Annotated in this window: 15 protein-coding genes; 13 read left to right on the plus strand and 2 right to left on the minus strand. The window is 27.3% G+C overall.

Annotation, left to right across the window (positions count from 1 at the left end; translation table 11 throughout):
- Positions 1-4: 4 nt before the first annotated feature.
- From asrA to IC175_RS00100, 8 genes are all read left to right on the plus strand, one after another.
- Positions 5-1,012: an anaerobic sulfite reductase subunit AsrA gene (gene asrA / locus IC175_RS00065; RefSeq protein WP_227850958.1), complete on the plus strand. Its 1,008-nt coding sequence runs from the start codon at positions 5-7 to the stop codon at positions 1,010-1,012.
- Positions 1,013-1,804: an anaerobic sulfite reductase subunit AsrB gene (asrB, locus tag IC175_RS00070; RefSeq protein WP_227434905.1), complete on the plus strand. Its 792-nt coding sequence runs from the start codon at positions 1,013-1,015 to the stop codon at positions 1,802-1,804.
- A 12-nt stretch (positions 1,805-1,816) separates the two neighbouring features.
- The gene (gene asrC / locus IC175_RS00075; RefSeq protein WP_227482495.1) at positions 1,817-2,788 is read left to right on the plus strand and encodes a sulfite reductase subunit C; all 972 of its coding nucleotides are present in this window, start codon (positions 1,817-1,819) and stop codon (positions 2,786-2,788) included.
- Positions 2,789-2,844: 56 nt separating this feature from the next.
- Positions 2,845-3,630: a formate/nitrite transporter family protein gene (locus tag IC175_RS00080; protein ID WP_227434902.1), complete on the plus strand. Its 786-nt coding sequence runs from the start codon at positions 2,845-2,847 to the stop codon at positions 3,628-3,630.
- Positions 3,631-3,893: 263 nt separating this feature from the next.
- Positions 3,894-5,912 carry an FUSC family protein gene (locus IC175_RS00085; RefSeq protein WP_227434900.1) on the plus strand — a complete coding sequence of 673 codons (2,019 nt, stop codon included), beginning with the start codon at positions 3,894-3,896 and terminating at the stop codon, positions 5,910-5,912.
- A gap of 225 nt (positions 5,913-6,137) precedes the next feature.
- Positions 6,138-6,995 carry an alpha/beta hydrolase gene (locus IC175_RS00090; protein ID WP_227850959.1) on the plus strand — a complete coding sequence of 286 codons (858 nt, stop codon included), beginning with the start codon at positions 6,138-6,140 and terminating at the stop codon, positions 6,993-6,995.
- 97 nt (positions 6,996-7,092) lie between these two features.
- Positions 7,093-7,962: a radical SAM protein gene (locus IC175_RS00095; protein ID WP_227434897.1), complete on the plus strand. Its 870-nt coding sequence runs from the start codon at positions 7,093-7,095 to the stop codon at positions 7,960-7,962.
- Positions 7,963-8,223: 261 nt separating this feature from the next.
- On the plus strand, positions 8,224-10,224 hold the full coding sequence (locus IC175_RS00100; RefSeq protein ID WP_227850960.1) for an FAD-dependent oxidoreductase: 2,001 nt from the start codon (positions 8,224-8,226) through the stop codon (positions 10,222-10,224).
- A gap of 225 nt (positions 10,225-10,449) precedes the next feature.
- On the opposite strand, the gene IC175_RS00105 is transcribed toward IC175_RS00100, so the two are convergent.
- The gene (locus IC175_RS00105; protein WP_227434894.1) at positions 10,450-11,082 is read right to left on the minus strand and encodes a CatB-related O-acetyltransferase; all 633 of its coding nucleotides are present in this window, start codon (positions 11,080-11,082) and stop codon (positions 10,450-10,452) included.
- 416 nt (positions 11,083-11,498) lie between these two features.
- Here IC175_RS00105 and eis point away from each other — a divergent pair, with 416 nt between their 5' ends.
- Positions 11,499-12,710, plus strand: a complete 1,212-nt coding sequence (eis, locus tag IC175_RS00110; RefSeq protein WP_227850961.1) for a GNAT family N-acetyltransferase — start codon at positions 11,499-11,501, stop codon at positions 12,708-12,710.
- Between the two features lie 78 nt (positions 12,711-12,788).
- On the opposite strand, the gene IC175_RS00115 is transcribed toward eis, so the two are convergent.
- Positions 12,789-13,697 carry a LysR family transcriptional regulator gene (locus IC175_RS00115; protein WP_227434891.1) on the minus strand — a complete coding sequence of 303 codons (909 nt, stop codon included), beginning with the start codon at positions 13,695-13,697 and terminating at the stop codon, positions 12,789-12,791.
- 309 nt (positions 13,698-14,006) lie between these two features.
- On the opposite strand from IC175_RS00115, the gene aroD reads away from it, so the two are divergent.
- The 4 genes from aroD (at position 14,007) to IC175_RS00135 (ending at position 16,563) form a co-directional block, all read left to right on the plus strand.
- Positions 14,007-14,774 carry a type I 3-dehydroquinate dehydratase gene (gene aroD / locus IC175_RS00120; protein WP_227434885.1) on the plus strand — a complete coding sequence of 256 codons (768 nt, stop codon included), beginning with the start codon at positions 14,007-14,009 and terminating at the stop codon, positions 14,772-14,774.
- A 20-nt stretch (positions 14,775-14,794) separates the two neighbouring features.
- Positions 14,795-14,872 (plus strand): GTP-binding protein, encoded by a 78-nt coding sequence (locus tag IC175_RS19555; RefSeq protein ID WP_227434955.1) that lies wholly within the window; start codon positions 14,795-14,797, stop codon positions 14,870-14,872.
- A gap of 353 nt (positions 14,873-15,225) precedes the next feature.
- Positions 15,226-15,792, plus strand: a complete 567-nt coding sequence (locus tag IC175_RS00130; protein WP_227434884.1) for a beta-class carbonic anhydrase — start codon at positions 15,226-15,228, stop codon at positions 15,790-15,792.
- 309 nt (positions 15,793-16,101) lie between these two features.
- Positions 16,102-16,563, plus strand: coding sequence for a MarR family winged helix-turn-helix transcriptional regulator (locus IC175_RS00135; RefSeq protein WP_227434883.1), 462 nt, complete (start codon positions 16,102-16,104; stop codon positions 16,561-16,563).
- Positions 16,564-16,569 lie beyond the last annotated feature (6 nt).

The raw sequence follows: 16,569 nt of genomic DNA on the forward strand, positions 1-16,569 counted from the left end.
AAAAATGAAATTAAAATTAGATTCATCCAAATTCAATGAAGGTCTGAATTTCCTAAAAAAAGACTACAAAATATTTGCACCAGTCATAATGCCATTTAAAGGTACTTTTTCAGATACGGACATGATAAGATACAAGGAAGTAAATACTTTTGAAGAAATGGAATTTGCTCAAAAATCAAACTTTTCACCAAAAGAAGTAGTGCTTCCTATTAATCAAGTCTTATTTTACTTTACTGAAAAAGAATTTAAGGAAAGCGATTTAGACAATAAAAAGATTTTAATTTTTCTAAGATCTTGTGACATAAATGGAATAAAGAGACTCGATGAAATATATTTAAATAATGGAGAAGAAAAAGATTATTTTTATAAACATATTAGAGAAAAAATAAAATTTGCACTTGTAGGATGTAAAGAGAGTTTTAGAAATTGTTTTTGTGTAAGTATGGATTCTAATAAAACTGATAACTATTCACTTGGATTGAATATAGAAGGAGAAACATTGTACTTAGACATAAAAGACAATGAATTTGAAGTATTTAATGGAGAGCCATCAGAATTTGATGTTAGTCATGTAACAGAAAATTTAATTTCTATAGATATACCAGAAAATATTGATTCTAATGAGATAATAGGAAATCCAATATGGGATGAATATGACACAAGATGTATTGGATGTGGAAGATGTAATTTTGTATGTCCAACATGCTCATGCTTTACAATGCAGGATATTTTTTATAAGGAAAATGAAAATGTAGGTGAAAGAAGAAGAGTTTGGGCTTCATGTCAAGTAGATGGATATACAGACATAGCAGGTGGAAATTCTTTCAGAAAAAAACAAGGAGAAAGAATGAGATTTAAAACTATGCATAAAATAAATGATTTCAAAAAAAGATTTGGATATAACATGTGTGTTGGATGTGGAAGATGTGATGATGCATGTCCACAATATATATCATTTTCAAAATGTATAGAAAAAATAAATGATTTAGTAACTAGTAAGGAGGAGATATAAATGAACTCATATATACCAGTAAGTGCAAAAATACTAGACATAGTTAAACATACTGATAAAGAATGGACATTCAAAGTGAATTGTGATACAAAAGGGGTTCTGCCTGGAAAATTCTATGAAATATCTATACCTAAATATGGTGAAAGTCCAATATCAGTATCAGGATATGGAGAAGATTATATTGATTTTACAATAAGAAATGTAGGTAAAGTTACTAGTGAATTATTCAATTACAAAGAAGGAGATTCGTTTTTTATAAGAGGACCTTATGGAAATGGATTTGATGTATCTTTATATGAAGGAAGAGAAATCGTAGTAGTAGCAGGAGGAAGTGCATTAGCTCCTGTAAGAGGAATAGTTGAATATTTTTATAATAATAAAGATAAGTGTGAAAAGTTTAAATTAATAGTTGGATTTAAATCACCAAAAGATGTTCTATTTGCAGAGGACTTAAAAAGATGGAGTGAAAAATTGGATATTTTAGTTACTGTGGATGGAGCTGATGAGGGTTATAGTGGAAATGTAGGATTAGTAACAAAATATATTCCAGATTTAGATATAAAAGATATAAATAATACTTCTGCAATTGTAGTTGGACCTCCAATGATGATGAAATTTACAGTAGGAGAGTTTTTAAAAAGAGATTTAGACGAAAAAAATATTTGGGTTTCTTATGAAAGAAAAATGTGTTGTGGAATAGGAAAATGTGGACACTGTAAGATGGATGATACTTATATATGTTTAGATGGACCAGTATTTGATTATTCATATGCTAAAAATCTTATTGATTAGGGGGTGGAGTTTGTGATAAGAGATTTAAATACTAAAAAAGTAATGAAAAATGCTTATAGAATTACAAAAACAAAATATAAAACTTCTTTAAGAGTTAGAGTGCCAGGAGGTCTTATTGACCCTGAAAGTTTAATCACAGTTTCTAGGATTGCAAATGAATATGGTAATGGTCAGATACACATAACTACAAGACAGGGATTTGAAATCTTAGGAATAGATATGGAATATATGGAAGAAATAAATAATATCATACAACCTGTTATTGAAAAGATGAATATAAATCAAAGTGAGAAAAATGCAGGTTATCCAGCAGCAGGTACGAGAAACATAGCTGCATGTATAGGTAATAAAGTCTGTCCAAAAGCGCAGTATAATACAACTGAATTTGCAAAAAAAATAGAAAAAGCAATTTTTCCAAATGACTTACATTTTAAAGTGGCATTGACTGGATGCCCGAATGACTGTATAAAAGCTAGAATGAATGACTTTGGAATTATAGGAATGACCTTACCACTATATGAAAAAGATAGATGTGTGAATTGTGGAGCGTGTGTAAAAAAATGTTCAAAACTATCTGTTGGAGCATTAAAAACAGAAAATAATAAAGTAGTAAGAGATGGAGATAAATGCATAGGTTGTGGAGAATGTGTACTAAATTGCCCAACAAATGCATGGACTAGAGATGAAAAAAAATACTATAGATTAGCTATAATGGGTAGAACAGGTAAGAAAAATCCAAGACTAGCAGAAGATTTTCTTTTATGGGCAGATGAAGACAACATAATAAAAATAATACTTAATACTTACAAATATGTAGAGCAATATATAGATAAAGATGCACCAGGAGGGAAAGAGCATATAGGATATATAATTGACAGGACTGGATTCATGGAATTTAAAAAATGGGCACTTGAAGGTGTACAATTTGAAGAGATAACTAAAGTACATGAAAATATATACTGGAGTGGTGTTAAATATCTATAAGTAATAAAAAAATATATTTAAATAAATTATAAATTTAATAGAAGGAAGAGGGAATTATGCATAAAGAAACTTTGGATAAATTAACTAACGCAGCTATAAATAAAATAAATTTATTAAATACAAGTAAGATAAAATATTTAGTGTCTTCTGCTTTTGCAGGACTTTATGTAGGTATCGGTATACTTTTGATATTTACTATTGGAGGGATTTTGACAGATGCAGGTTCTCCTATGACAAAGATAATGATGGGGTTATCGTTTGCAGTAGCACTTAGTTTAGTTGTAATGACAGGAACAGAGCTGTTTACTGGAAATAATATGGTAATGTCTGTAGGTATGCTAAATAAAGGGGTAAGTATAAAAGATACTTCTAAAATATGGATATACAGTTGGGTAGGAAATTTAATAGGAGCTTTAATTTTAGGTATAATGTTTGTAGGAACTGGTTTAGTAGATAAAGGTCCTGTAGCAGAATTTTTTGCAAACACAGCAGCAGCCAAGGCATCTATGCCATTTATGTCTCTTTTCTTTAGAGGAGTTTTGTGTAATATCTTAGTTTGTGTCTCAGTTTTATGTTCATTTAGAACTAACAATGATAGTGCAAAAATAATTATGATATTCCTATGTTTATTTGCTTTCATAACAACAGGGTTTGAACATAGTGTAGCGAATATGACAATCTATAGTGTTTCATTATTTTCTCCAACAATTCAAACAGTTAGTATTGGAGGAGCTATTTATAATTTAGTAGCAGTAACACTTGGAAACATTGTTGGAGGAGCTTTATTTATGGGACTTGGTACTTACATACTAGGTAAAGAAAAAATTAAACAAGTTTGCTAGATAAATCTTACAACGCCCTCAATAAGTACAAATATTGTATTATTGAGAGCGTTGTTTTTAATTTTAAAAAAATATTTGAAAGAAAAAACGTATGCTGGCATATGAATATATATGTTATATATGATTATAAAGTTCGTTAATATATGAATTAAAATTAGAATTATAAATAGAAAAATTAGAATCCTCACGTAGAAAAGACGATTTTGAATACGATAATAAGTGTGATAAAATTGACTTTGTTGAAATTTTTAAGGAGGTATTTGATGACAAAAAAATTAATAATATCAAAAACTAAATTGTTTATTTTTATAATAGCATTTATATCTGCATTTATAGCTTTATTTGGAAGTAAAAATACACTTATAGGTGTGGCTATAGTAACAGCTATGCTAATGCTTTTGGAAAGGGATTTAACTATTTCTCCAATTAAAAATTTACTGAAATACTTGATAATAAACGTAACATTAGGAGTATTATCGTTTTTTGCAGTACAAAATATGTATTTAGGAATTTTATTAAATTTTATAGCATTATTTATAATAGGATATTTATTTAGTTATGACTTGAAAAGGGCTGTATATGTACCTTTTGGTCTTATGTATATATTTATGATAAGTATACCTGTAGGATTAAGCGAATTTCCTATAAGATTATCGGCTTTAGCTAGTGGTTCACTTGTCATAATGATTGCTCAATTTGTTATGAATAGAAATAGAATGAAAAAAATTGGTGACAAAGAATTAATATCTATATGTGATGAGTTGTTGGAAAAAATAAATCTTTTAAAAAATATTATTAACAGTGATAATTCTGTAAATAAGTCTAATATGAGAAAAATAGATAGTTGTAATTACACAATAAATTCTATATCAAAAGGTCTTAAAATGGTTATATTTGATAATAGAAAAGATGATTTTTTTATTAGTATTAAAGGAATGGATATAATAAATATCTTATTTTCATTAGAAAGAATAAGTTTAATCTTAGATAGATATAAAATAGATACTAAGGAATTTGAGGATGAAGACATAAAAAATATGCTAAAAGAAAGTAGTACAAATAGTAAAGAAGATGTTTTAGTTGTAGTATCTAAAGAAGTAAATTATATCAAGATGTGCTTAGAAAATAAAGATAAGATAACTGATAAAGAAATACTTGGATTTAGAGATTATGTTGTCGCTCAAGATACTAAAAATATAAATTTGAAAGAAATTTATAGTGCTTTAGAAAATCTATATGAATTTTTATTAGAGTACAAAAAGGTAAAATCAAAAGAGGAAAAAAGAGTTGAAAGAAAAATAAAGATACCACGTGAATTTAAAAGAATATCAATATATAAACAACATTTTAATTTAAAATCTATAAGATTTTCTTATGCAATAAAAATCGCTTTGGCTGCAGCAATCTCAGGTTTTATTATGGATTATTTTCACTTAAAAGATGGAAGATGGATAATGTTAACTGTGTTTTCATTAACGCAACCTTATGCAGAGAACTGTTTGCAGAAATCCAGAAAAAGAATAGAAGGTACACTAGTAGGAGCGGTAATATTTATTGTTTCATTTTCAATAATAAAAGATAATACATTAAGGTCATTAATAGTACTTTTAGCAGGATACATAAACTCATATGTAGTTGATTATAGAAAACTGATAGTGTGTGTAACTGTTTCAGCCCTTGGTTCGGCAGCAGTTATGGGAGACCCTAATGTTTTAACTATGAGTAGAATTTCATATGTAGTATTAGGTGCAATTATTGCATTAATAATAAATAAATTTGTTTTACCATATGATGCAAAAATGGGGTATCAGCATGTTATAGATGTGTATAAAGGTATAGTTAAAAATATAATTAATGAAGTTAATAAATCTATTGAAAATTCAACCAATGTTCATTATATAAAGAATCTATTATTAGTGCCATCACTTATTGAAGATAGACTTATGCTGATAAATACTATATACAAAGATGAACATCAAGATGATTTCTTAGAAAATCAACAATTACTAATAAGTAATATGTACAATTTATATATAAATGTCAAAAAGAATAATATTAGAGATGAAGATGTAGAAAGAATATTGAGAGATACTAGTTATATTTCAAATTATGATGCTGATAAATATGATGAAGGAAGAAGTGTAATTTTAGATAGTATTGAAAGTACAGTAAGTTTAGGTGATAAAATAATTTGTCTAAATTTACTTCAAACCTTAAATGGTGTAAAAGAAATGTATAGAATAAGTAATATCAGTAAAATGTTAGTGCAAGAAGTTGCATAGTTTTCTAATCTAATTAAATTATATAAAAAGTCATAGCTTTAAAATAAAGTATATGACTTTTTCTTTTATACAATGTTAACAGAAAATAGTATATTAAAAACAAAAACCATATATTTATGAATTTTGTGTGAAAAAGGTTAAAATATTGATTTTTTTCATTGGTTGAAAAAACAATTTACTTAGGATAAACTATAATAGTATTCAAATATTATGGGGGTTAGATTTATGAGTAAAGATGTAAAGGTAAAGCGCAATAAGAAATATGATACATTTAGTATAACTATGGAACTTGAAAGACCTTTACTTTATGATGAGGTTGAAAACGAAGATGATAAAAATGATAATAGAAAATTTAATATAAAAAAGAAAATATTCATGGGAATAGGTATACTGTTTGTATTGATTCTGCTTAGTTTTTTCATATGGATAAACAAAACATATGAACCTCAAAAACTAGCAAAAGAAGCATTAGTTAGCAATAGTAAAGTTGAGGTAACCATAAATGAAAATATTTCATTTACACCGAAGGGTAGAAAAGTTTCTAAAGGTATAATTTTTTATCCAGGAGCTAAAGTAGAAATTGAATCATATGCACCACTTGCAAGAAAAATAGCAGAAAGTGGATATGAAGTGGTAATTGCAAAAATGCCACTTAATCTAGCTATACTTGGAACTAATAAAGCACAGAAAATTATGGATTCTTACAGTAATATAGAACATTGGGTAATAGGAGGTCACTCATTGGGTGGAGTTGTTGCATCTAATTTTGCACGTGACAATAAATTAATTGATGGAGTTGTGTTTTTATCTTCCTATCCAATGGGCAATGAACTAAAACAGCTAGGTAAAAAGGTTATATCTATATGGGGAAGTAAAGATGGAGTAGTTAATTTTAAAAATCTTATAGAAGCAAAAGAAAAACTTCCTGATGATACAACTTATGTTGAAATTGAAGGGGGAAATCATGCACAATTTGGAGATTATGGAAAACAAAAGGGAGACAATGATGCTATTATAAGTCAAGAAAAACAGCTTAAGATTACTGCAAATAGTATTATTAAATTTTTAAATAATATATCTTAAACAAAAGCTTGAAGTTTATAATATATATAAAGTATTATTTTAAGTAAATATTATTAATATAATAAAATTAAGAGTTGATTAAAAGGGGGATTTTAATATGGAATATGATATGCCACTTTATAGACCGCCAAGTGAGGCTTATAGTCTTATAATACAAGTTACACTAGGATGTTCTCATAATAAATGTACATTTTGTAGTATGTACAAATCAAAGAAATTTAAAATAAAACCATTAGAAGTAATAAAAAATGAAATTGATATATTTAGAAGACATTATAAAAATGTAGACAGAATATTTTTAGCAGATGGAGACGCATTGATAATACCAATGGAAAAACTAAGAGATATAATATTGTATATAAAAGAAGTTTTTCCAGAGTGTGAAAGAATTACTCTATATGGCTCTCCTAAGTCTATAGAGAAAAAAACTGATGATGAACTTAAAGAGTTAAAAAAACTTGGTGTTAAGATGATTTATCTAGGGCTTGAGAGTGGAAATGATGAGGTATTAGAAGATATTAAAAAGGGATTTAATAGTGAACAACTTATAAAAGTTGGTAGAAAAGTTAAGCAAAATGGTATTAAATTATCAGCTACTGTAATAGCAGGTCTTGGAGGAACTAAAAAAACGAATCAACATGGAGTTGATACAGGAAAAATGCTAGGAGCAATTTCACCAGATTATGTAGGTGTATTGAGTTTAATGGTAGAACCTAATACTGAACTTTACGATTTACTTCAATCAGGTGAATTTACAGTATTGGAAGATAAAGCTGTGCTACAAGAAATTAAAGAAATGATAAAAAATATAGATACCAATGAAAAAGTCGTATTTAGAAGTAATCATGCCTCAAATTATGTTAACTTAAAAGGAATATTACCTGAGGATAAACAACGTCTAATTGATGAGATAGATTATTATCTAAGTAACTTAAAATTAAAAAGAGAAGAGTATAGAAGACTGTAAAATTTAGCTATTCTTAATATATATGTGTAGATGTAAAATATTAAAATTATCTAGAGTTTAAGTAATCATGCTACATTAATAGTGTATCACTATTAATGTAGCATGATTTTTTTGTTAAGAAACATAATCATAAAATTATAGAAAAAATCTATCAATAATGATGAAAATATGCACTGGTTTAATAGATTTCTACGCATTATAATAGAGACATAAATTTAAAACACAAAAACTATAAACATAAAAACGTGTGGAGGAATAGAAATGAAAATATATCAAAATATCTTTGAACCATTAACTATAAAAAGGATGAATGTAAAAAATAGAATAGTTATGCCACCAATGGGAACAAACTTTGGTGGAGAAAGTGGAGAATTTAAAGATGAACACATTAAATATTATGAACAAAGAGCTAAAGGTGGAACTGGACTTATAATTGTAGAAAATGCTTGTGTAGATTTTCCTTTAGGTTCTAATGGAACTACACAAATAAGAATAGACCATGACAGATACATACCTGCTTTATATAAGTTAACTGAGAGTCTACATAAACATGGTGCATGTGTAGCTATACAAATTAATCATTCAGGTGCTTCAGCTATGCCAGATAGAATAAATGGATTAACTCCAGTATCTTCTTCGAACATACCCTCAAAAAATGGAGGAACAATACCAAGAGAATTAAAGAAAGCAGAAATACTAGATATAGCTAAAAAATATGGAAAGGCAGCAAAAAGAGCTCAAATAGCTGGTTTTGATGCTATAGAGATACACGCTGGACACTCATATCTAATAAGTCAATTTTTATCCCCAATTTACAATAAGCGTACAGATGAATTTGGTGGAAGTCTTGAAAATAGAGCGAGATTTGCAAAACTAGTAATTGATAAAGTTAGAGACGAAGTAGGAGCCTTATTTCCTATATCTTTAAGGATAAGTGCTGATGAATTTATAGAGGGAGGAAATACTTTAGATGATACTTTAAAGCTTCTTGAATATTTAAATGAAGAAGTAGATATATATAATGTATCAGCAGCATTAAATGATTCTATACAATTTCAAATCGATACAATGACATTAGAAGATGGGTGGCGTTCATATATGTCTAAAGCAGTTAAAAAAAGATTTGGAAAAACAACAATAATAACTGGAAATATAAGGAATCCAGAGATAGCATCAAAAATACTTGAAAATAATGAAGCGGATTTTATAGGTATGGGAAGAGGCCTTATAGCTGACCCTAATTGGGCTGAAAAGGTAGAAAATGGAAAAGAAGATTCAATAAGAAAGTGTATTTCATGTAATATAGGATGTGCAGGTAATAGAATTGGAGCAAATAGACCTATAAGATGTACAGTAAATCCAGACTTAATAAATGGAGAAGAATATAAACAAAGAAAAGTAAATAAGACAACAAATGTGGTTGTTATAGGTGGAGGAACGGCGGGTCTCGAAGCCGCAGCCACAGCAGCAGAGGTGGGCTGTAATGTATTTTTATTAGAAGAAAAAGCAGATATAGGAGGGCTTGCTGAGACAATATCAACTTTTCCGTATAAAAGTAGAATAAATGATTTTCCAAAGTATTTAAAACAGAGAGTTAATAAATTAAAAAATTTAATTGTTTTTAAAAATACAAAGGCCGATATTAAATTTATAGAAAATTTAAAACCTGATATAATTATAAATGCTACAGGTTCAAAACCATTACTTCCACCAATAACTGGTTTGATGGATAGGATAGACCAAGAAAATGGAAAGGTGAGTTCAATATTTAAGCTATTTAATGATATAGAATATTTTAAAACAAAAGACTTAGAAAATAAGAAAGTAGTAGTTGTGGGTGGTGGAGCTGTTGGATTAGATGTTGTAGAATTTTTCTCAGAAAATAAGGCTAAAACGTCTATAGTTGAGATGTTACCAGTTGTGGGCAAAGATTTAGACCCTATAACAAAGGTGACAATGATGAAGATGTTAAAAGATTACAATGTTGATGTTTATACAAATACAGCATTATTGGAAGTTGAGGATGATAATTTTAAAGTTAAGAAGAATGAAGAAGAGTTCTTACTAAATTTTGATTATGGATTTATATGTTTAGGAATGAAATCTAATAATCCAATTTTGAATAATTTAAAGAAATATTTTGAAGCTAAAAATGTGGAAGTTCTAAATATAGGAGATAGTAAAATAGCTCGAAGAATAATCGATGGAGTTAGAGAAGGAAGAAATATAATAACAACTTTAGAAAAGTTAAATCTTTTATGATAATAAATAATAGAGATGATTTTAGAAAAGTCGAATCTCTTGTAGAGAATAAATAATAAAAGTAAAGTAATTTTAGAAAAGTTAATTTATCTTTGTTTTATAACCTTAGTACTATTTTTAATTTTAATTATATCAAGTAGGACTATTGGCAATATAGTAGATTTAAGGGAATTCCTAAAAAGATTTCCCCTAAATCTCGTTTTAAGATAAATTAGTCATAAAATATTAAACTAATCTATCAATAGCTCCTGATTGAATGTGTTGAATACTTGATTGGATTTTTTCATATGACCAATCCCACCACTTAATTTTTAATAATTTTGAAATTATATCATCATTAAATCTTTTCTTTATAATTTTTGCAGGTATTCCTCCAACAATAGAATATGGAGGGACATTATTAGTAACTACAGCTCTTGTTCCAATAATTGCTCCATCACCAATTTTTACACCTGGCATAATTACAGCATCATAGCCTATCCATACATCATTTCCAATTACAATATCACCCTTATTATCCCAAGCATCTGTTATATGATTTATGTCTAAATCCCATTCTTCATAAAAGATTGGAAATGTATAAGTAGAGAGTGATTTCATAGTGTGGTTTCCACTAGTCATTAAAAACTTTACATTACATGCAATTGAACAAAATTTTCCGATTATTAATTTATCATTGTTTATAGGATATTGATATAGTACATTATTTTTTTCAAAATCCCTTGGGTCATTATAAAAGTCGTTATATATTGTATAGTCTCCAACTTTTATATTGTCTCTTGTAATCACATTTTTAAGATATATAGTTTGATAATCATTACTTCTTGGATATATTTTATCTGAATTTGGAATAGTCATGTTTAAATCTCTCCTTTATATTATGTTGTTTTCCTGACTATCCCATTATTACAATGCATCTCTTCACAGAATCACTCCTTATATATTACTTATTTATTTATAGTTTATTATTTTATTTTAAATAAAATATTTTTAACTAAATTGTATTTTATTACAATTGTCTATTTATTTGATTATATCAAAGTGATAAAAAATTACAAGTATTTAAGATATACTAAATATAAATCATTTTTTATTAAGTTAAATAATGCTATTATTGAATTAAACTTTAATTTTCAACAGTGATTTGACTAGAATATATTGGGTATGATAAAATTATGTTTATATAAATATTTATGTAGTATTTATGTAAATTTATTATCTATATTATATAAATAGATAGTATTTATATGTATTTATTTTTAGGAGGTTTTATTATGAGTCGACTAGAGAGACTCGAAATGAAGAAAGTAGAAACTAAGCATTTGCAACAATTCAATCAATTGTTACGTTATGTATTTCAAGTGACAAACCATGATTTACAACAAGTAGGTTGGGAGGAAAGAGAAATAACTCTTGCTAAACTACCTGTATTAAGACAAGCAGATGTATTTGGTTGGTTTGATGAGGATAAACTAGTATCTCAAATAGCTGTTTATCCATTTAAAATCAATATATTTGGTCAAGAATACGATATGGGTGGTCTTACTGGTGTTGGAACATATCCTGAATATTCTAATTTAGGTCTTATGGATAAATTGATGCGACAAGCATTAACAGATATGAGAGAAAGAAAACAATCTATATCTTATTTATTTCCATACTCAATTCCATATTATCGTCGTAAGGGATGGGAAATAATATCAGATAAGATATCTTTTGAAATTAAAGATACTCAGTTGCCGAAACCTAAAGTGGTATCAGGAGAAGTTGAGCGTGTAAGTATAGAACACGAAGATGTCAGAAATGTTTATGAACGATTTTCTAAAAAGAGCCATGCATCTATGATTAGAAGTGAGTTGGCATGGGAAGAATACTGGCGTTGGGATTTAGATGACTTAACATGTGCAATTTATTATGATAAAAACCATGAAGCACAAGGTTATGTGTTATATTGGATTTCTGATGAAATATTCTATATTAAAGAAATGGTATTTGTAGAAGAAGAGGCACGTACAGGATTATGGAATTTTATAAGTGCTCACTTTTCAATGATAAATAAAGTGGTTGGAAATACATATACAGATGAACCATTGGCATTTTTACTTGAAGATGGAGACATAGAAGAAAATATAAAACCATACTTTATGGGTAGAATTGTTGATATAGAACAATTTATAAATCAGTATCCATTTAAAGAACAAGAAAATGAAGTAAAGTTAGTATTTCAATTAAAAGACCCTTTATTAGATTGGAATACAGGAGTATTTACACTAAGTGTTTCTAAAGAAGGTAAAGGTATACTAACCTCTGGTGGTGATAAGTATGATTTGAAGCTTGATATACAAACACTTACAACTATGTTGCTTAGTTACAAAAGACCAACTTATCTTCATAGAATAAAAAGAATTACTTGTGATAAAGAAATAGTAGATTTATTAGAAAATCTTATTGAACGTGAAAATCCATATTTCTCAGATTATTTCTAATAAACTTTAATAAATTTTAAAATGTGTCTGGGATTGTACAGAGTATTTACTCTGAAACAATCCCTTTTTAACTTGTTCTTATTCCATTTTATCAATTAGATTATTGTTTTTACTGTAATTAATAACAAAGTTTCTAAAACTATTAACAGCAGGAGTTAAATATTTATTTTTCATTGTAGCTAAATATATGTACCTTTCATGTATAGGATTTGTTATTGATAAAACCTTTACATTAAAATATTTAAGAGCAAAAATATTTGGAACAACTGCTATACCATAGTTAATAGAAACTAAACCTGCGACAGCTGTATCTTCTTCTGTTTCACATACAATTTGTGGTTTTACATCAACTTTTTCAAAGAGCTTATCAATAATTGGTCTAACTCCACTATCTTCACTAAAGAATATAAAAGGATAATCCTTTGTATCCTTTAAGTCTACACTTTCATTTGAGGCTAAAGGATGGTTATATGGCACTATTACAACCAATTCTTCCTGAAGTATAGCTGTAAAATCTATGTTGGGTTCATTTGGAACAAAAGAGCAAAATGCTAAATCGAATTTTTCATCTTTTAAACTTTGGATAATCTTTTTAGTAGTACCTTGACCAAATGAAAATGAAATATTTTTATTTGACTCTTTTTCTAAAAACTTACCAAGTATATCTGGAATGAAGTAAGCTCCCAATGTATAAATAAATCCTAAGTCTATGACACCTTTTGATATACTTGTATATTCTCTAAGCTTTTTTTCTCCTCTTTCTAATTCACTCAATGCTTTATCAACATAAGTTAAAAAAAATTTACCATATTTAGTTAAACGAACATTTCTACCTTGTTTTTCAAATAAAAAAGTTCCCAGTTCTTTTTCAAGAGCAGATATAGCATGACTTAAGCTTGGTTGAGTTATAGACAATTGTGTAGCTGCTTTTGTATAGTGCTCAACTTTGGCTAAAACTCTAAAGTAATGCAAATGATTTAGGTTCATTGATATTCAATCCCTTCATAAGAAATAAAATTCGGGTTATTTCTACAAAATTATACCATATTATACCATAATTCATAGATTAATTCTATCAATATTAAGAATAATATGTATTTTATTAATAATAATTAAGTAATATAATGAAATTACAAGAAAGAGTGTAAAAAAATTAAATGTAAGTATATAAAATGAAGTTGAAGTACTACTGTAGAATTAGTATTGTTATGACTTATAGTATTTTTACGATATAATAATATTGTGATGTAAAGAATATAAAATCTGATAAAACTTCTATATGTGTGGAGGAGAAATATGAATAATATAGTACAAGTAAAAAATATTAGAATAGGAGAAGGTATACCTAAAATCTGTGTACCAATAGTTGGAAAAACTAAAGAAGAAATTATTGAAGAAGTTAATGACTTAAAGGAAATTTGTTTGGATGTTGTAGAATGGCGTGTTGATTTCTTTGAGAATGTAGAAAATATTCAACAAGTTAAAGAAGTTATTAATGAATTAAGAAAATATATACCAGATACACCTCTATTATTTACATTTAGAAGTATAAAAGAAGGTGGACAAAAATTAATATCAAAAGATTATTATACTATTTTAAATAAGGAAATCTCTAATACAGGATTAATAGACTTAATAGATGTAGAGCTATTTATGGGAGATGAAATTGTAAATGAAATAGTCGAGTTTGCTCATGAAAAAGAAGTGAAAGTAGTCATGTCGAATCATGATTTTAATAAAACTCCCAAAAAAGAAGAGATTATATCTCGTTTATGCAAAATGCAAAAACTAGGAGCAGACTTACCTAAAATAGCTGTTATGCCAAAAAATGAAAGAGATGTTCTGGTGTTGCTTACAGCTACAAATGAAATGGTTCAAGTTTATGCAGATAGACCAATAATAACTATGTCTATGGCAGGAATGGGAGTTATAAGTCGTTTGTGTGGGGAAATATTTGGCTCAGCATTGACTTTTGGAGCAGTTAAAAAGGTTTCTGCACCAGGTCAAATGTCAGTTGAAGAACTAAATTCAATACTACGCATATTACATAAAAGTATTAATTAGTTTAAAAGACTTGAGTATATATGATAAAGGTTGATGTTGTTTCAGGTTTTTTAGGAGTAGGAAAAACTACACTCATTAAAAAAATATTAAAGGCATAAGGTTTTGTAAATTCATCTGATGTATATTTAGAATTTAGCTATTCTTCTGGCAAAACTAATGTTTTTAAATATAGCGGAGTTAAGGATGGAAAAGTAACTATAATAGGATTAAATTTAGGTAATAAAGTTTTAAAAGAATTATTTAATTAAATAACAAAAATATATAATTCTAATTTTGATTATTAAAAGATTATTATAAGAGTCTTTACTAATATAACTAATATGTGAAATTATGGAAAAATAATAATTTTATAAAAATAGATGATAAATATAAATTAAATTATATATGTATATATTGTAGTCCAATAGTGATATAATAATATAAAAAATTTTTATAGAGAGTGAGATTACATATGCGAAGACTTGAAGAGATATTAGAGTACAATAAATCATTTGTAAAAAATAAAGAATATGAACAGTATGCAACCTCAAAACATCCAAATAAAAAAATAGTAGTCCTATCATGTATGGATACAAGATTAACTGAACTTTTACCTAAAGCCATGAATCTTAAAAATGGAGATGTTAAACTGATAAAAAATGCAGGTGCTACTATAATGCATCCATTTGGAAGTATTATGAGAAGTATTTTAGTTGCAATTTATGAATTTGATGTGGATGAAGTTATGGTTGTAGGGCATCATGGATGTGGTATGTGCAATGTGGATACGGATAAATTACTAAATAAAATCTTAGATAGAGGAATATCAAATGATGTAATACTTACACTTCGTAGTGCAGGAATTGATACAAAACAATGGTTACATGGATTTGATTCAGCAGAGGATTCTGTAAAAGATAGTATTAATTTAATAAAAAATCATCCTTTAATTCCAGAGGGAATTGTTGTGCATGGGTTGATTATATCGCCAGAAACTGGAAAAATAGATGTTGTTGTAAATGGATATGAGGATAAATAATATATTTTTATAGTATATAAGTAATATATTATTAAATAAGAGGTTGTTTCAAAATTTATTTTATTTTGAAACAACCTTTTTTAATTGATAAATTTATGAAAAGGTTTATCTTAAGGTTTTAATGAAAAATATAAGTAGTTAGCTAATTAAAAAACTTATTATTAGCTATTAAAATCATAACTAATCAATAGAAAAATATTTAATAAATGAAATTTATATGAATTTTTTATAAATATATTGAAAAAAGATAGCTGTTATAGTAAAATAATCATTAGCCGACTAAGTAATATAAAAATAAGGAGGGTAAGTATGAATAGCAATTCTGAAGAAAAATTAAATGATGTTTTCTTGCAATTGATGCGAATATATTTTATAAGAACTCATTTTTATTTTGATAAATTAGGCTTGTACCAGGGTCAGCCACAAATACTTTTTTCTCTTAGGATGAAAAATGGTCAAAGTCAAAAAGAATTAGCAGATAAAAGAAAAGTAAAAGCATCTACAACGACAGTTATGATAAAAAGAATGGAAAAAACTGGGCTTGTAGAAAGAAAACAAGATGAAAAGGACCAAAGAATTTCTAGAATTTTTTTAACAGATAAAGGCCTAGAAGTATGTAAGAAAGTTGAGGAATTTAACAAAGAATTAGAAAGAGAAATCTTTTTAGGATTTAGTGAAGAAGAAAAAATAGTACTTAGAAGACTTCTAATGCAAGTTAGAGACAATTTAAAAGCAGGATGTCATAAACATGAGCATGAAAAATATTTCTAAAGTTTA

Origin of the sequence: Clostridioides sp. ES-S-0123-01 (assembly GCF_020658415.1) — a bacterium.
Classification (GTDB): domain Bacteria; phylum Bacillota; class Clostridia; order Peptostreptococcales; family Peptostreptococcaceae; genus Clostridioides.